Below are 17,809 nucleotides of genomic sequence, written 5' to 3' on the forward strand. Positions count from 1 at the left end.
CATATGCGAAACGCCTGCCGGCGCGCTGCTAACGCATAAATGATCGCTGATCTGCTTATCAAGTGGCTGAAGGACATTGTGGAAAAGTTCTCACGCCTGTTGATGTTCCGCCCCGTCGATTGAGTACCCTTCATGCACCGTTGTCCGGGCGCTTTCCGGATGCATCGAATTCTTTGCATCGCCCGGGATTGGCCATGACGTTCTGAACATGCTAGCGAGAGCCGCAAAAGGCCCCGGTACGCATGACGGAGGGGCGCCGCAACTCTTTCGGACTCCACGCAAACATGATTCGTATCGAGAATATCAGCAAGCAGAACAGCCACCGGATCCTCTTCATCGAGGCTTCCGCGGCGCTTAACAGAGGCGAGAAGATTGGCCTTGTCGGCCCGAACGGCGCAGGCAAGACGACGCTCTTCCGCATGATCACCGGGCAGGAGCAGGCCGACGAAGGCCAGGTCTCCGCCGAGAAGGGCGTGACCATCGGCTACTTCAATCAGGACGTCGGCGAGATGGAGGGCCGCAGCGCGGTGGCTGAGGTCATGGAAGGCGCCGGCCCGGTCAGCGTCGTTGCGGCCGAGCTGCGCGAGCTCGAAGCGGAGATGATCGATCCCGACAAGCTCGACGAGATGGACCGGATCATCGAGCGCTACGGCGAAGTCCAGGCGCGCTACGAGGAACTGGACGGCTACGCACTCGAGGGCCGTGCGCGCGAAGTGCTGGCCGGTCTCAGCTTCACCCAGGAGATGATGGACGGCGACGTCGGAGCGCTTTCGGGCGGGTGGAAAATGCGCGTGGCGCTTGCCCGCATCCTCCTGATGCGCCCGGACGTCATGCTGCTCGACGAACCGAGCAACCACCTGGACCTCGAGAGCCTGATCTGGCTGGAAGAATTCCTGAAGACCTACGACGGCGCGCTGCTGATGACCTCACACGACCGCGAGTTCATGAACCGCATCGTCAGCAAGATCATCGAGATCGACGGCGGCTCGTTGAATAGCTATTCCGGCGATTACGGGTTCTATGAGCAGCAGCGGGCGCAGAACGAGAAGCAGCAGCAGGCGCAGTTCGAGCGCCAGCAGGCAATGCTTGCCAAGGAAATCAAGTTCATCGAGCGCTTCAAGGCACGCGCCTCGCACGCTTCGCAGGTGCAAAGCCGCGTCAAGAAGCTGGAGAAAATCGATCGGGTCGAGCCGCCGAAGCGACGCCAGACCGTCGCCTTCGACTTCCTGCCCGCACCACGGTCGGGCGAAGACGTGATCAACCTGAAGAACGTCCACAAGAAGTACGGCAGCCGGGCCATCTATGAAGGCCTGGACTTCATGGTCCGCCGCAAGGAGCGTTGGTGCATCATGGGCATCAATGGCGCCGGCAAGTCGACCCTGCTGAAACTGGTGGCGGGTTCCACCGAACCGGATCAGGGCAGCGTCGCCCTCGGTGCCAGCGTCAAGTTGGGCTACTTCGCCCAACACGCTATGGATCTGCTCGACGGAGATCGAACTGTGCTGGAATGGCTGGAGGACTCCTTCCCCCAGGCGCGCCAGGCGCCGCTCAGGGCGCTCGCAGGATGCTTCGGTTTTTCCGGTGACGATGTCGAGAAGAAATGCCGCGTTCTTTCCGGCGGCGAAAAAGCCCGGCTCGTGATGGCCAAGATGCTCTTCGATCCGCCGAACCTGCTGGTGCTGGACGAGCCGACGAACCATCTGGATCTCGATACCAAGGAGATGCTGATCAAGGCGCTGTCGCAATACGAGGGCACCATGCTGTTCGTCTCGCACGACCGGCATTTCCTTGCCGCTTTGTCCAACCGCGTGCTGGAACTGACGCCCGACGGTATCCACCAATATGGCGGCGGCTATACGGAATATGTCGCCCGCACCGGCCAGGAAGCCCCCGGTCTGCGGAGCTGACGACATCACGACGAATGCCGTGGCTGGCCCCCGCGAGCGCCTCTCCCGGGCGCTAGGGTTCGCCGGAGCCCGGACTTCGTTCACCATCAGCATTTCGGTGCGGCCGGCAGGCCGTACCGGCCAGGAAAGGCGCTGAGCCGTGACCTGAGTTCCGGCTGGTGCCGTGCCGCCTCCGCAAGGCGTCGTTCCAGATCCCCGAACTCCTCCGTGTCGTCGGCCGCCGTCCCGGCGCCGGCAAGTTCGAAATGCCGAAATGGGATCAGAAAAGCCAGAAGGCTGTCCGCGATGCCCTTCTGATCTTGGGCGCTACAATTCCGGACTTCAAAGGCGCCTTCGGCACAAGGAAGCCGTCGATCCGGCGCGTCATCTGATCGGTACGGCGACGGGATGGGGAGGAAACCCTGAAAAGGATGCAACCTATCTCAATGTGACACCCGAAAAGAACGACGGCAAGACAGTCTACGAGCTCACCGTCAAGGACGTGCTGGTAGATGGCTTCTGGTCCATCAGCGTCTAAAATGCAAAGGGCCACTTCCAGAAAAACAAGCGCAACGCGTACACGCTCAACAACATCACCGCCGCAAAGGCTGCCGACGGTTCTCGACGTGCAATTCGGCGGCTGCAATGGGAAGGTCGCAAACTGCCTGCCCGTCGTCAAAGGCTGGAACACTGTTCACCTGTATCGACCTCGGGCGGATATACTCGACGGAAATGGAGTTCCCTCCGCCACAGAATGCCGAGTAGTGTCGTCGGGTCGTTGCGAGCGTTTGGCGGAAGCTCGTGGCGAGGTAATCGCGGGTGGGCAGTGGGTTTTAACGGCAGCATCGCTTCCTTGTCCTTCGCACAAGCGCGGCGCGGCCCTAGAACGCCTCGTCCTGCGCGGCCATATCCTTCGGAACGGCCGCTGCATATCGTACTTCGGATCAGCAAGAGGCCTCCATGACGGATGCAGAGACGATCATCATCGGCGCGGGACCGGCAGGATTGGCCTGCGCAGCGGCGCTGCGGGCGCGCGGACGCTCGTTCCTGGTGCTTGAGAAAGGGCATACGCTCGCCGCCTCCTGGCATCGCCACTATGACCGCCTTCGGCTGCATACCCACAAGATGCACTCGGCCCTGCCGGGAAAGCCGATGCCGCGGCATTTTCCGAAGTATCCGTCGCGGCTGCAGGTGATCGAGTATCTCGAAGTCTATAGCTCTTCGAACGACATCGAGGTCAGATTTGGTGTGCGCGCGACGACGATCCGCAAGGACAAGACGTGGACCGTGGAGACCTCCTACGGAGTTTTCGAGGCGAGCAACGTCATTGTCGCGACCGGCCTCGCAAACGCGCCGATAAGGCCGACCTGGGAAGGACAGGAGCTGTTTGCGGGCAAGCTTCTCCACTCCTCGGAGTTCAGGAATGCCGCGGCGCTTGCGGCTAAGCGCGTCCTTGTCGTCGGCTTCGGCAATTCGGCAGGCGAGATCGCGCTCGAATGCGCTGAGGCCGGCCTTGATGTCGCCATGTCCGTGCGCGGCCCGGTCAGTGTCGTGCCGCTCGAACTGTTCGGACTGACGAGCGCCAGCATTGCCATAGCCCAGCGGTTCCTTCCCTATCGCCTGGTCGATGCGGCGAACGCTCCGATCCTGCGCCTGCGGTTCGGGGACCTCGGGAAGTTCGGACTGGAACGAGCGAGAAATGGCCCGCTGACCGGCATCATCGAAAGGGGCCGTACGCCTCTGATCAATATCGGAACGATCGAGCGGATCCGGTCAGGGGATATCCGGGTGTTCCCCGCAATCTCGACATCCGAGGATCGGCGGGTGCATTTCTCCGACGGCCGATCCGATATATTCGACGCAATCATTCTGGCGACCGGCTACCGGCCGGGGCTTGATGCGCTTCTGCCCGATTTCGCGCAGCGATTTGGCGGCGCCGACGGTCCCCTCCGCGGGCAGATTCAACCGGCAAATGACGGCCTCTACTTTTGCGGCTTCACTGCCGTGCCGACCGGCCTTCTCCGGGAAATCGGAATTGAGGCCGAGAGGATCGCGGCCTCCATCGATAGGTAGCACCTCCACGAGGCCGCAACACGGTCTGGCCACGCAACCGCGTGATACCCAGAGGCGGCTCACGCCGCCTCCTTCTCCTTCGCGTACGGGTCGAAGCGCCCGTAGAAGGTCTCGCCCTGGGCGGCCATGTCCTTCAGCAGTGCCGTCGGCTTGAAGTGCGCCCCATAGGCTGCCGAGAGTCTATCACAGAGCGCCACGAAGGCCTTCACGCCCATGCCGTCGATATAGGAGAGCACCCCGCCGGTGTAGGGGGCGAAGCCGAAGCCGAGGATGGAGCCGACGTCTGCTTCGCGCGGATCGGTGACGATGCCTTCCTCGATGGTGCGGGCGGCTTCCAGCGCGATGGTGACGAGGAAGCGCTGCTTCAGCACCTCGACATCGACCTCTTCGGCCTTCTTCTGCGGGTAGAAGGTCTTCAGCTCCGGCCAAAGCGACTTCTTGGCCGGTTTTGCCGGATAGTCGTAGAAGCCCTTGCCGTTCTTGCGGCCACGGCGATCGAACTCGTCAACCATTTTATTGATCAGCGCCATGTGCTTCGCATCGACGGCGGCTTCGCCGAGATCGGCGACGGTGGCTTTCAGGATCTTCTGCGAGAGGTCGATCGCCACCTCGTCGTTCAAGGACAGCGGACCGACCGGCATGCCGGCCATCTTGGCGGCATTCTCGATCATGACGGGCGGCACGCCCTCGATCAGCATGTCATAGGCTTCGTGGATATAGCGGAAGACGCAGCGGTTGACGAAGAAGCCGCGCGTGTCGTTGACGACCACAGGCGTTTTCTTGATGGCGGCAACGTAGTCGAGCGCGACGGCCAGCGCCTTGTCGCCGGTCTCCTTGCCGAGAATGACTTCCGTCAGCATCATCTTCTCGACCGGCGAGAAGAAATGCACGCCGAGGAAATCAGCCGGTCGTTTGGAGTTTTTGGCAAGGCCCGTGATCGGTAGGGTCGAGGTGTTGGAGGCGAAGATGGCGCCATCAGGCAATACCGCTTCAACGGCCTCGATGACGGCCTTCTTGACCTCGCGGTCCTCGAACACGGCTTCGATGACGAGATCAGCGTCCTTCAGGTCGGCATAGTCGGCGGAGGGCGTGATGCGGGAAAGCAGTGCCGCGCCCTCGTCTTGCGTAAGACGTCCCTTACCGATTGAGTCTTTCACGAGGCCTTCGCCGACGTTTTTGCCCTTTGTCGCCGCTTCGATGTCGCGGTCGATCAGGGTGACGGGGATGCCGGCGGCGGCGGTCACATAGGCGATCGAGGCTCCCATGAAACCGGCGCCGACGACACCCACCTTCTTCAACTCCGTCTTTGCAACGCCAGTGGGGCGGCGGGCCCCTTTGGCGAGCTCCTGCATGGAGATGAAGAGCGAGCGGATCATCGAAAAAGCTTCGTTGGTCTGCAGTATCTCGGTGAAATAGCGCTGTTCGATCTTCAGACCCGTATCGAAGGGCACCTGCAGGCCCTCGTAGACGCATTTGAGGATGGCGAGCGCCGCCGGATAGTTGCCTGACGTCTCGCGGCGCAGGATGGCGGGAGCAGCAGGCCAGAGCTGGGCCGCCGCTGGCGTCCAGATGCCGCCGCCCGGAGCCTTGAAGCCCTTCTCGTCCCAGGGTGCGACGGGCTTCAGGCCGTCCTTGATCATCTGCTTGGCGGCGGGGATCAGTTGATCCGGCTCGACCACTTGATGGACGAGGTTCATCGCCCTGGCGCGGGCGGCCGTCAGCGACTGGCCTGTCGTCATCATCTGTAGGGCCGACTGCGCATCCGCCAGTCGAGAAACGCGCTGCGTGCCGCCCGCACCCGGGAAGATGCCGACCTTGACCTCGGGCAGCGCGATCTTCACTGACTTGGCATTCGAGGCGATGCGGCCATGGCAGGCGAGCGACATCTCGAAAGCGCCGCCCATGCAGGTGCCGTTGATCGCCGAAACCCACGGCTTCCCCGATGTTTCGATCTTGCGGAAGAGGCCGGTCATGCGGCCGACGAGATCGAAGAGTTTTTGCGCGGCGCCATCGGGGTTGGCGGCCTTCTCCTGCTGGTAGAGGGAGAACATCGACTTGATCATCGAGAGGTCCGCGCCACCTGAGAAGCTCGACTTGCCCGAGGTGATGACCGCGCCCTTGACGGCGCCATCGGCGACCACGGCGTCGACGATGGCGTTAAGCTCGTCCATCACCGCCTCGGTGAAGACGTTCATGGATTTGCCGGGCATGTCCCAGGTGACAAGGGCGATGCCGTCCGCGTCGGTTTCGACGGTGAAATTGGTGTAGGTGCTCATTGGGGATTTCCTCTTCCCTAAATTTCCCAGGCTTTCAGAAGACGCCGAGCGGATAGCAGCTCACGCCAAGGACCAGGACGAGGAACAGCAGCAGGAAGCGGTTTTCGCCCCGCAGTCGCCGTGCGTGCTCCTTCGGATTGACATGGGATGCCTCGGCCGAAGCTTTTTCCATGTCCTTATCCAGATTTCGAAGTTCGAAGTGGCGTTCTGTCTCGTTCTGGCTCATTGGGTGCTCTCCGCTCGGCAGCCCCTTAGACGCGTTCGATGATGGTCGCCGTGCCCATGCCGGCACCGATGCAGAGGGTGACGAGCGCGGTGTTGAGGTCGCGCCGCTCCAGTTCGTCCAGCACCGTGCCGAGGATCATCGCGCCGGTGGCGCCGAGCGGATGGCCCATCGCGATGGCGCCGCCGTTGACGTTGATCTTGTCATGCGCGATGTCGAAGGCCTGCATGTAGCGCAGCACGACGGCGGCGAAGGCTTCATTGAGTTCGAAGAGATCGATGTCGGCAAGTGTCATGCCTGATCGTTTCAGGAGCTTCTCGGTGACGTCGACAGGGCCGGTCAGCATCAGCGCCGGGTCGGAGCCGATATTGGCGAAGGCCTTGATGCGACAGCGGGGCTTCAGCCCCATGCTCTCGCCGCCCGCCTTCGAGCCAAGGAGCACGGCGGCCGCGCCGTCGACGATGCCGGAAGAATTGCCGGCGTGGTGGACGTAGGTGAGGCGCTCGACCTCCGGATGAGCCTGGATCGCGACGGCCTCGAAGCCGCCCATTTCGCCCGGCATCTGGAAGGACGGGTTGAGGCTTGCCAGCGCCTGCATGTCCGTGCCTGGGCGCATGTGCTCGTCATGATCAAGGATCATCAGGCCGTTCTGGTCCTTGACCGGGATGACGGAATTCTTGAAATAGCCCTTATCCCAGGCGTTGGCCGCGCGCTTCTGGCTCTCGACCGCATAGGCATCGACGTCGTCGCGCGAAAAACCGTACTTGGTGGCGATGAGATCGGCCGAGACGCCCTGCGGCATGAAATAGGCCGGGAAGTTCACCGACGGATCCATGAACCAGGCGCCGCCCGACATGCCGAGGCCGACGCGCGACATGATTTCGACGCCGCCGGCAATGACGATGTCGTCGGCGCCTTGCGCGATCTTGGCGGCGCCGAAATTCACAGCATCGAGGCCGGATGCGCAGAAGCGCGAGATCTGCATGCCCGGCGCCTTGGTGGAATAGCCGGCCTCGAAGGCAGCGCCGCGCGGGATGACCGCGCCGGCTTCCATGACAGGATCGACGCAGCCCATGATGATGTCGTCTACCTCAGACGTATCGAGTCCATTGCGGTCGCGGATCGCCTCGAGCGTCTTGGCGGCAAGCCGCACCGACGGTACCTCGTGCAGCGAACCGTCCTTCTTGCCACGGCCGCGCGGGGTGCGCACGTGGTCGTAAATGAAAACCTCGGTCATTCCTCTATCTCCCTATCGGCGTCGGGCGCCGTTGAACTCAAAAGGCCTCGGCGGCCAAGGTCATCATCGTCTCTGCGCCGGTCTCGATGCGGGCCTTACGCAGGGCCGTTTCCGGCATGATACGCTCCATGAAGAAGCGGGCTGTGACGAGCTTGTTGCGAAGGTAGCTTTCGCGCGGGCTGTCGCCGTTCGCAAGGCCATCCTCGGCGGCCTTCGCCATCTTCGCCCACATGTAGCCGAGCACCACGATGCCGAAGAGGTGCATGTAGTCGGTCGAACCGGCGCCGGCATTGTCGGGCTTGGCCATGGCGTGCTGCATGAACCACATGGTCGCCGCCTGCACGTCGTTCAACCCCTTCTTCAGGTTCTTGGTGAAGAAGGTCATCTGCTCGTCGTTGCGGTTCTCCTCGCAGAAATCACCGATTTCCTTGAAGAGGGCCATGACGGCGCGACCGCCGTTCTGGCCGAGCTTGCGGCCGACGAGATCGAGCGCCTGAATGCCATTGGCGCCTTCGTAGATCATGGCGATGCGGGCATCGCGCACATACTGGCTCATGCCATGCTCTTCGATATAGCCGTGGCCGCCGAAGACCTGCTGGGCCATGACGGCGTGGTCGAAGCCCTTGTCGGTCAGAACCCCCTTTAGGATCGGGGTGACGAGGCCGAGAATGTCATCGGCCGTCTGGCGGTCCTTCTCGTCCGCCGAGCGGTGGGCGATGTCGGATTTCAGCGCCGTCCAGAGCAGGAAGGCGCGGCCCGCCTCGTTGAAGGCGCGGATCGTCATCAGCGAGCGACGAATGTCGGGATGCACGATGATCGGGTCGGCTTTCTTGTCCGGCGCCTTCGGGCCGGAGAGCGAGCGCCCCTGGATTCGCTCGCGGGCATAGTTGACCGCGTTCTGATAGGCAATTTCAGAGATTGCCAGTCCCTGCAGGCCGACGCTGAGACGCGCCTCGTTCATCATCACGAACATGGCGCTAAGGCCCTTGTTCTCGGCGCCGATGAGGAAGCCGGTCGCCTCGTCATAGTTCATGACGCAGGTGGCGTTGCCGTGAATGCCCATCTTGTGCTCGATCGCACCGCAGGAGACAGCGTTGCGCTCGCCGGGCGTGCCATCGGCCGTGACCATGAACTTCGGCACGATGAATAGCGAAATGCCCTTGGTGCCCTCGGGCGCGCCTTCGATGCGCGCAAGTACCAGATGCACGATATTGTCCGTCATACCGTGCTCGCCGGCGGAGATGAAGATCTTCTGGCCCGATAGCTTATAGCTGCCATCGGCCTGCGGCACGGCCTTGGTGCGCAAGAGGCCGAGATCGGTGCCGCAATGGGGCTCGGTCAGGTTCATGGTGCCGGACCATTCGCCAGAAACCATCTTCGGCAGATAGGTCTGCTTCTGCTCGTCCGAGCCATGGACAAGGATCGCGGCGATTGCACCCTGGGTTAGCCCTGGATACATCATCAGCGACATGTTGGCGGCAGAGGTATATTCGCCGACGGCAGCATGCAGTGCATATGGAAGGCCCTGGCCGCCAAATTCCTCGGGAACGGCAAGCCCGGTCCAGCCGCCCTGGCAATAGGCGTCATAGCCGTCCTTGAAGCCCTTTGGAACGGAAACCGAGCCGTCCTCGTGGCGCACGCAGCCTTCTTGGTCACCGGAGTGGTTCAGCGGGAAGAGCACTTCCTCTGCAACCTTCGCTGCCTCGCCGAGGATCGCTTCGACCATGTCAGGCGTCGCATCGGCAAACCCCGGGAGATTGTTGTAGCGTTCCAGGCCGAGCACGTCGTTCAGCACGAAGAGCGTGTCGTTAACCGGGGCCTTGTAGACTGGCATCGTTCGAATTCCTCCAATTCGGCACGCCGGACCAGACCAGCATTTGAGAGTCTCTTACAAAATATTGACGTTTGCGTAAACGTCAAATTTCGTCGGTCCTCGAATTTGTGATGATGATCGTGTGACTGCAGTGTCGGGAATGGCCGGTCGGGAACGTCCTGGGGCTGTCGAACATTTCGTCAGAGCAGCAACGAGGAGGACATCCATGCTCAAGGTCAGTTCGAATCTGTGGTTCGAGAAGGAAGTGCAGGAAGCCGTCGAATTCTATGTGGCGACGATTCCAAATTCGTCCATGGGGGGCATAACCATCCTTCCGGCCGAAACGCCGAGCGGCCCCCCGGGCAGCGTCAAGATCATCGACTTCAAGCTCGGAGATCAGGATTTCGTGGCAATGCAGGCGGGACCACTCGATGCCTTCAACCACGCCTTCTCGATCTCGGTCGAATGCGAAACGCAGGCGGAGATCGACAGGATATGGAACGCGTTCCTCGATAACGGCGGGGTGGAAGAGCAGTGCGGCTGGCTGAAGGATCGCTGGGGCCTCTCCTGGCAGATCGTTCCGCGGGTGCTGATCGAGATGATTTCCGGTCCGGACCGCGAGCGCGCCAAGCGCGTCACCGAAGTCATGCTCGACATGGTCAAACTCGATATCGCGAAGCTCGAGCAAGCGTATCGGTGAGATGCGGGTCGCGGGCTGAAAAGCAATGCGCAGCCGTCGCTCCGTCATCCTTGCAATCACCCGCCCTCGTCCCTCGAGGCACCTCAGGATGAGGGCGGCGATTTCCTCTATTGCGCTGCACCGCTCCGTCCCCATCCCGGGGTGCTCCGCCGAAGCCTCGAAGGGTCAGGGCGGCCACCGGCCGGGCCGCTGATGTCGTACAGTTGTCGCATCTGGGTTGCGTCCGAACGAAGACGCGCTAGACTTCATATGCAGACTGACGAAAAGAGCCTGGGAGGAGCGAATTTATGAGACGGATGTGGCCGGAAGAGTTCAATTCCATTCTCGACGGAGCCGAGGAAGTCACGCTGGAACTGCCGGCGGTGGAGCATGAGGACGGCACGCGCAGCGAAGCGGTCAGCCGCAAGGCCCTGAAGGTCTGCATTCCGATGGAAGACTACGAGCGCATCTGGCCGCTGGCGGAAATGCGCTACCGGCTCGACGGCAGGATGGCGGGCAAGGCGATCACGCTGATCACCACCAGTCCGCACTACCATCGCTGGCACCCCGCCGACGGCGGCAGCGTCGACAATGTTTCCGAGAGTGGCCGCCACTACACGACGAAATATATCGTCGTGCATTTCCTGCTCGACGATGTGAGGGAAACGGCGGCCGCCTGAGCCGCCGCCAAATTCACGCCGCGTCCAGCGCCTGTTGCAGATCGGCGACGAGATCGTCCGGATGCTCGATGCCGATTGACAGGCGGATGGTCGATTCCAGCACGCCGATCCGCTGGCGGACGTCGGCCGGCACGCCGGAGTGCGTCATCGTTGCGGGATGGCTGGCGAGCGATTCCGTGCCGCCCAGGCTGACCGCCAGCTTGAAGATCTGCAAGGCATTCAGGAATTTGAAGGACGCCGGTTGGCCGCCGACGATATCGAACGAGAAGGTCGATCCCGCACCGCTGCACTGCGCCGCGAAGGTGCGCCCGACTGGCGAATTGGCGTCGTGATAGGGCAGGTAGTGAATCCCCGCGACCTTGGGATGCTCGCGCAGGAAGTCGGCGACGACGCGGGCGTTGTTGTTGGCCCGCTCCATGCGGATCTGCAGCGTTTCCAGCGAACGGCCAAGCATCCAGCAGGAGTGCGGGTCAAGCTGCGTGCCGATGGCACCGCGCAGCGCCTTGACCTGCTTCATGACGGCCTTCGAGCCGAGGGCCGCGCCTGCGATCAGATCGGAATGGCCGCCCACATATTTGGTCAGCGAGTAAAGCGAGATGTCAGCGCCGTGTTCGATTGGCCGCTGAAAGACCGGGCCGAGCAGCGTGTTGTCGCAGGCGATAATGGGCGTGTGTCCCTGTTTCCTACCGATCATATCGGCGACGCGACGGATCATCGCGACGTCGACGAGGCTGTTTGTCGGATTGGCAGGCGTCTCGACAAGGATCACCGACACCCGGCCCTTGGCCATGGCTTCTTCGGCGGCAGCCTGGACCGACGCTTCGCTGACGCCATCGGCGAAGCCGACAGCCGCAACGCCGAGATTGAGGAACGTCTTTGCCAGCAGTGTCTCCGTTCCGCCGTACAGCGGCTGGGAATGCAGGATCGCGTCGCCCGGGCGCACGAAGGCCAGCAGCGTCGTGGCGATTGCCGACATGCCGGATGAGAAGAGGGCTGAGCTTTCAGTACGTTCATAGACGGCAAGCCGGTCTTCGACGATTTCGCTGTTGGGATGATTGAACCGGGAATAGACGAGCCCCGCACCCTTACCGGCGGGTGGTTCCTTTCGGCCGGACACGTAGTCGAAGAAATCCCGACCGTCCTCGGCGGATTTGAAGACGAATGTTGATGTCAGGAACACCGGCGGCTTCACCGCCCCTTCCGACAGTTCCGGGTCGTAGCCATAGTTCAGCATCTGCGTTTCGGGATGCAGGGCATGGTTGCCGATATGCGTCTTGGAGGGGTGCGGTGCGGTCATTGTCGTCTCCTCAAGAGGTGCGCGTGATGCCCGCAAATTATATCAGAACGCGAGGACTGTTCTTGCTATTTGCTGCGCGCCTATGCTCTCTAAAGCAACTTATTGCGGAGAATGTGGAATTATGACGCAGAAAATTGCTGACGATATGGATCGGAAAATCCTCAAGGAATTGATAGGCGATGCCCGGCTTGCGAACAACGAGCTCGCCGAACGCGTCGGGCTTTCCGCCTCTGCCTGTCTTCGTCGCCTGCGCCGACTGGAGGATGCGGAGATTATCCAGGGATACACGACGCTCGTCGATCCAGCCGTCGACGGCTGGACGATGACGGCGCTGGCATCCATTCGGCTCAGCCGCCAGCATGAGGACGAGATTGAGATGTTCGAGAGCGCTGTTCGCGGATGGGACGAGGTGATCGAATGCCATCTGGTGACCGGGTCGCGCGACTATGTGCTGAAGGTGATGAGTTCTGGCCTCGAGGACTATGAGCGTTTCATCAAGGAAAAGATTGCCCGGCTGAAATGCGTCGATACGATCGAGACCAGCTTCGTGATGAACACTATCAAGGCGCGGCGGGTGTAGTATCGGCAGGCAAACTTGAGGCGTATTCTGCGGCTTAGGTTTCGGCGACATCGATCCGGAGGACGACAGGCATGACCCAGTTTCCTTACAGCTCGGCTCTTATCGTCGGTGCAGGCCCTGGCGGCGCGCAACGTCGACAAGCTGAGCGAACTCGCCGGCGAAACCGGTGCAAGGACCTTTGCCGCGGATGCCGCGCAGCCGGCTTCCGTCGCTGCGCTCTTTGACGACGTCGCGAGTGTCATCGGTGATCCTGAGGTCGTCGTCTATAACGCCAGTGGCCGCCTGCGCGGTCCTTTGACCGAGCTCGACCCCGGGGCTGTCGAACAGGCAATTGCAATTAGCGCCTATGGCGGCTTCCTGGTCAGCCAGCAGGCCGCAAAGCGCATGATTCCGCATGGGCGTGGCGCGATCCTGTTTACCGGGGCGACGGCGAGCATCAAGGGATATGCTCAGTCCGCCGCCTTTGCCATGGGCAAGTTCGCGCTTCGCGGCCTTGCCCAGAGCGCTGCCCGCGAGCTGGGGCCGAAGGGAATTCACGTCGCTCACGTCATCATCGACGGCGCCATCCGTTCGAAGACGCGTCGGGAAGAGCCGGCCAAGCCGGATTCGACGCTCGATCCCGATGCCATTGCGCAGAGCTACATCGATGTGCTGTTGCAGCACAGGAGCGCCTGGTCGCAGGAAATCGAGGTGCGGCCGTGGACGGAATCGTTCTGATATTGGCCTAACATGCAGTTGCCGCCTGCGGTTGCACGCGGAGCGGTGTCGGCCGGTTTCAGCACGGAAACCGGCTGAAAATCCTGAAAAGTTAAAAAAATCTCACACCGGTTAACGGGTTGTTTACCACGTTTCGCGAAAGGTACCGACTGAGCATTGGCGACTTGCATTCCTTTTTTCAGTCTCGCGTTTCATGGGATGCCGCTACGCCGTACAGGTTGCGGAAAGTCTAGTTGATTATCCCTTCATGAACGGTGCTCTCGTCCGCATCCCAATGCGGCGCTGACGGAAAAGCCAATGATCGGCCCTGACGAGGGTTCGGACAGACGAAGCGAGCAAGAAGATGAACGGATCGCGATCAAATTCCCCACGGCATTCCGACAGGGCGTCGCTCGATGCGCTGAACCGCACCATCGAAGGTCTGGAGGCGAGGATCGAGGGGCTGATCGGCACTGGTGCCCGCGACCAGCGCCAGCGCCCCCCGGCGCCGGAGCGCGAGAGCTACGCTGATCCTTATGCCGCCCGCGCACCTCATGGCGCCGAAGCGCGGCCGGATCCCTTCGCTGAAATTCGCCAGCGCCAGCGCATTCTGGAGGCGAGCCGCGAACGCCCGCCGCTGCGCGAGCCCGCATCCTACACGCGCGAGCAGCCAGCCTCTTCGCGTGCGCCGCTCCCGGTTGGCGAACACGCGCCGCGTTCCGCCGCTGCGCAGCCGGCCGCGCCACAACCGGCCTACCGCGTTGCTGAAGACACCATGACCGAGATCGCGCAGGCGCTCGTCAATCTTCGCCAGGACCTGAAGCGCGACATCTCTGAGGGCGTGACGCGCGAAATGAACGCGCTGCGCGAAGAGATCCGCAGCATCAAGGTCGGGGCGGAGGACCGCCGCTTCGCCGATGACATCCGCGCCGACATGAGCCGCCTTGCGAGTAGCATCGATCAGCTTGCCGGTCACTCCAATGTGCCTGAGGTGCAAGGGTTGCGCGGCGAGTTCGAAGAGCTGCGCTCGCTGATGGACGGGCTCGCACGCGAAGATTCAATTCGTCACATGGAGACCCGCTGGGACGGTTTCGAGCACCAGCTGCATGCACTCGACACGGCCGGCCTGCAGGAAGAGCTCGTGGCGTTTGCCTACCGGCTCGACGACATCAAGCGCCATATCGGCGGCATGGGCGAAAGCCCGGCCGTGCGGGCGCTGGAAGACAAGCTTATCTCCATCGCGACGGCGATGGAGCAGTTCGGCAGCATGATCCAGCCGCACGACCGAGCGATGGCCGAGCAGTTTGCGGCGATGGATAGCCGCCTCGACGAAATCAGCCGCGCCATCGCGGCAACCGGTCGCACCGCCGCCAGCGGCGATCCGGCCATGATGCATCGCCTCGAAGGCCGCCTCAACGCCCTGGGCGAACAGATCGATATGATGGGCCACAGCGTCGCGAGCCGCGCGGCGCCGGCCGATGGCCTGGCGGACCGGCTTGAAACCCTGACGCTGCGCGTCGAGGAACTCGCGAATGCCGAGGCCACCTCGCGCCTCGACGAGCGCCTGGAGCACCTGTCCTTTCTGCTCGAGCGGAGCCACAAGGCTGCGCCGCAGCCGGAGTTGACGGGCGCGCTTGCCGACATCTCGCGCAAGATCGACGCGCTCGAGGTCGGCTCGGTCAACGACGCCCTCGCGCAGCGCCTTGACTATCTGGCGCGCCGCATCGACGAGATGGATTTCCAGCCGCTTCAGCCCGTCGCCGCTCCCGTGGACGATAGCGCTTTCCGCCGCATCGAAAGTCGGCTCGGCGATATCGTCGCGCGCCTGGAGGAAAGCACCGCGGCATCGGCGGCCGATCCATATGCGCTGAAGAACCTCGAAGACCAGATCGCAAACCTGTCGGCGCTGATGAGCGAACCGCGGCCCGCGGCCGAGCTGCCGGCGGAGTTCGACCGCCGCATGGGCGCGATCGAAGACTACATGGCGACCAGCGACGAATATATCATCGAGGCTGCCCGCCAGGCGGCCGAAGCGGTGGTGGAGGCCTATGCGAGAAGCGGCGCTCTGCAGGGCGGTGCGCCGGCTGCGGCTGATATGTCGGCGCTCAATGCGCTTGCCGAAGACTTGCGCCAGCTCGAGGACCTCAGCCGCAGCAGCGACGAGCGCACGCACAGGACCTTTCAGGCCCTGCACGAAACGCTGGTCCAGATCGCCGAGCGGTTGGACACTATGGAAGACCGCGCTGTCGCAAGGCCGGCGCCGAGGATGCCGGCCGCCGATGTCGAATTCGCAGTCGATACCTATGCGATGATGCAGGCCGGCGCCGACGACGCGCAGAAGCCGGCGGTGTTTGGAACCCGCGCCCCGGCGAGCCGTCAGCTCGAGGTCGCCGAAGAGGCGCCCGCCGTGCCAGTCATGGCCGCAACCGACACCAGTGCGATCGCAATCGAGGCGGCGACGAAGCCGGCATCTTCTGCAGGTCCCTCGAAGGGCAGCCTGCTTGCGGGCCTCGGCAAGCGTCTACTGCCGAGCAAGAAGGCAAAGGTGGAGACCGCTGCCGCTGAACGCACGCTTATTGATCCTGCTCCTTCCATCGATCCCGTCGACGTGATGCCGCCAGAAGCCGCCAATGAGCCGCTTGAGCCGGGCTCGGGTGCGCCGGACATCAAGAAGATCCTGGAGCGTGTGCGTGCCAGCCAGAACTCTGTGCGGACGAACGTCAAACCGGCGACCGAAAACGAGCGCGCCGACTACATTGCTGCTGCCCGCCGCGCCGCACAAGCCGCGGCGCTGGAAACCGAACCGAGCGCAAAGCCGCAGCCCGTCAAGGCCGAGAAGAAGGCAAAGGACAAGGATGCGGTGAAGGGTAGTGCTTTCTCGCGCTTCCGCCGTCCGATCCTGCTTGCCGTCGGTGCCGTGCTGCTGGCGATCATGGCGTTCCCGCTTGCCCGCACGCTGACAAGCGGCCAACCGGCGCCGTCCGCCGAAGTTGCTGTACTAACGGATTCGTCCAGCAATGCCTTGCCGCCCGACAGCGAAACGGCACCGGATCAGGCCGAAGCGACCGCTCCGGAAGTCCCTGCCGCAAAAGCCCCGATCGCGCCGCTTGCAAGCGCCGATCCGATACCCGCGCCGGCAGCGCCCGACCACTTGACGGCAACCGCACCACTGAATGGCGATGCGGCCGCCCCGCTCGCGCCGTCCGGCACCTCGCAGGACGCATCCGGCTTCGTCGCAAAGGATACGGCCCCGGTGACCGCCGCCATGGCCACTGCGCCCGCCGCCCCGGCCACGGAAACAGCAGGTATTGCCATTCCCGATGTCGTGCAGCCGAAGTCGCTCGCCGATGCCGCCAAGAGCGGCGATGCGTTGGCGCTCTTTGAGATCGGCGCGCGCTATAGCGAAGGCCGCGCCGGCATCACCGTCGATCCAAAGGAGGCGATAAGCTGGTATCAGCTCGCTGCGGATAAGGGCTTCGCGCAGGCCGAATACCGTCTCGGCAACATTTACGAGAAGGGCACAGGTATCGATCGCGATATCGCCAAAGCGAAGCAGTATTACGAGCAGGCGGCAAACCAGGGCAACGCCAGCGCGATGCACAATCTCGCCGTGCTCTACGCCTCCGGCGCGCTTGGCCAGCAGGACTACAAGGCGGCTGCAGACTGGTTCGTCAAGGCGGCCAATCTCGGCATCACCGACAGCCAGTTCAATCTGGCGATCCTTTGCGCCCGCGGCAATGGCGTCGCGCAGGATCTGACCGAGTCCTACAGGTGGTTCGCGATTGCCGCCAAGGGCGGTGACAAGGACGCGTCACAGAAGCGTGACGAGGTCGCCAACGCCATGAAGCCGGATCAGTTGCAGACGGCGCGCGCCAAGGCCGATCTCTGGAAGGCTGCACCGCTCGATAGCAAGGCGAATGGCGTGGACGTCCCCGATGAATGGGTCGGCAATGCCACCAAGACCTCGACCGTCGACATGAAGAAGGCGATCCGCAACATCCAGGCTATCCTCAACAACAACGGCTTCGACGCCGGCCAGCCGGACGGCGAGATGGGCGCGAAGACCGTCGCGGCGATCAAGAACTTCCAGAAGTCGATCGGCCAGGAGCCCAGCGGCAAGATCAACGACGTTACGGTGAAGGCTTTGCTGGAGCGCAACAAGGGGCCTGCCACCAAGGTCTGATCAGAGCTTGTTGCGATCTCCCATGCCGCGCGTGGGGATCGATGTGCAGTCCTGCAGGGGTCCGTCGGATGTCCCTTGAGGCAGCGTAAGCGGCCGAAAGCTCGAGTCTCCCGCGCGCGGGACTCAAGCAGAATAAATTTCGCACCGGGCGGGCGTTTTTCCGAAAATCCTATTTGCAAAATATTG

11 protein-coding genes and 2 pseudogenes are annotated in these 17,809 nt (G+C 62.6%); 8 read left to right on the forward strand and 5 right to left on the reverse strand.

What is annotated here, in order from left to right:
- Positions 1-284: 284 nt before the first annotated feature.
- From WGT02_RS04375 to WGT02_RS04385, 3 genes and pseudogenes are all read left to right on the forward strand, one after another.
- Positions 285-1,907: an ABC-F family ATP-binding cassette domain-containing protein gene (locus WGT02_RS04375; RefSeq protein ID WP_208248908.1), complete on the forward strand. Its 1,623-nt coding sequence runs from the start codon at positions 285-287 to the stop codon at positions 1,905-1,907.
- Positions 1,908-2,137: 230 nt separating this feature from the next.
- Positions 2,138-2,651, forward strand: a pseudogene (locus tag WGT02_RS04380) (DUF1214 domain-containing protein); the annotation flags it as partial.
- A gap of 195 nt (positions 2,652-2,846) precedes the next feature.
- Positions 2,847-3,959 carry an NAD(P)/FAD-dependent oxidoreductase gene (locus WGT02_RS04385; RefSeq protein WP_024313105.1) on the forward strand — a complete coding sequence of 371 codons (1,113 nt, stop codon included), beginning with the start codon at positions 2,847-2,849 and terminating at the stop codon, positions 3,957-3,959.
- A gap of 59 nt (positions 3,960-4,018) precedes the next feature.
- Here the strand turns inward: WGT02_RS04385 and WGT02_RS04390 are convergent, their stop codons facing one another.
- Genes WGT02_RS04390 through WGT02_RS04405 form a run of 4 tightly spaced genes read right to left on the reverse strand, consistent with a single transcriptional unit; the run spans position 4,019 to position 9,529 of the window.
- Positions 4,019-6,235 (reverse strand): 3-hydroxyacyl-CoA dehydrogenase NAD-binding domain-containing protein, encoded by a 2,217-nt coding sequence (locus tag WGT02_RS04390; RefSeq protein ID WP_208248905.1) that lies wholly within the window; start codon positions 6,233-6,235, stop codon positions 4,019-4,021.
- Positions 6,236-6,269: 34 nt separating this feature from the next.
- Positions 6,270-6,461 (reverse strand): hypothetical protein, encoded by a 192-nt coding sequence (locus WGT02_RS04395; RefSeq protein WP_208248902.1) that lies wholly within the window; start codon positions 6,459-6,461, stop codon positions 6,270-6,272.
- 25 nt (positions 6,462-6,486) lie between these two features.
- The gene (locus tag WGT02_RS04400) at positions 6,487-7,695 is read right to left on the reverse strand and encodes an acetyl-CoA C-acetyltransferase (RefSeq protein WP_208248899.1); all 1,209 of its coding nucleotides are present in this window, start codon (positions 7,693-7,695) and stop codon (positions 6,487-6,489) included.
- A gap of 37 nt (positions 7,696-7,732) precedes the next feature.
- The gene (locus WGT02_RS04405) at positions 7,733-9,529 is read right to left on the reverse strand and encodes an acyl-CoA dehydrogenase C-terminal domain-containing protein (RefSeq protein WP_208248896.1); all 1,797 of its coding nucleotides are present in this window, start codon (positions 9,527-9,529) and stop codon (positions 7,733-7,735) included.
- A 205-nt stretch (positions 9,530-9,734) separates the two neighbouring features.
- On the opposite strand from WGT02_RS04405, the gene WGT02_RS04410 reads away from it, so the two are divergent.
- Positions 9,735-10,208, forward strand: a complete 474-nt coding sequence (locus WGT02_RS04410; RefSeq protein ID WP_208248893.1) for a VOC family protein — start codon at positions 9,735-9,737, stop codon at positions 10,206-10,208.
- 287 nt (positions 10,209-10,495) lie between these two features.
- Entirely contained in the window at positions 10,496-10,867 is a 372-nt protein-coding gene (locus WGT02_RS04415) for a hypothetical protein (protein WP_024313099.1), read from the forward strand.
- A 13-nt stretch (positions 10,868-10,880) separates the two neighbouring features.
- On the opposite strand, the gene WGT02_RS04420 is transcribed toward WGT02_RS04415, so the two are convergent.
- Positions 10,881-12,164, reverse strand: a complete 1,284-nt coding sequence (locus WGT02_RS04420; protein ID WP_024313098.1) for a cystathionine gamma-synthase family protein — start codon at positions 12,162-12,164, stop codon at positions 10,881-10,883.
- A gap of 121 nt (positions 12,165-12,285) precedes the next feature.
- Between WGT02_RS04420 and WGT02_RS04425 the strand changes: the two genes are divergently transcribed.
- The 3 genes and pseudogenes from WGT02_RS04425 (at position 12,286) to WGT02_RS04435 (ending at position 17,623) form a co-directional block, all read left to right on the forward strand.
- The gene (locus WGT02_RS04425) at positions 12,286-12,744 is read left to right on the forward strand and encodes an Lrp/AsnC family transcriptional regulator (protein ID WP_024313097.1); all 459 of its coding nucleotides are present in this window, start codon (positions 12,286-12,288) and stop codon (positions 12,742-12,744) included.
- 71 nt (positions 12,745-12,815) lie between these two features.
- Positions 12,816-13,461 (forward strand): annotated as a pseudogene (locus WGT02_RS04430) (SDR family oxidoreductase).
- A gap of 343 nt (positions 13,462-13,804) precedes the next feature.
- Entirely contained in the window at positions 13,805-17,623 is a 3,819-nt protein-coding gene (locus tag WGT02_RS04435; protein WP_208248887.1) for a peptidoglycan-binding protein, read from the forward strand.
- Positions 17,624-17,809: the final 186 nt, after the last annotated feature.

The sequence above is a fragment of the Rhizobium sp. T1470 genome (assembly GCF_042140505.1).
Lineage (GTDB): Bacteria > Pseudomonadota > Alphaproteobacteria > Rhizobiales > Rhizobiaceae > Rhizobium > Rhizobium favelukesii.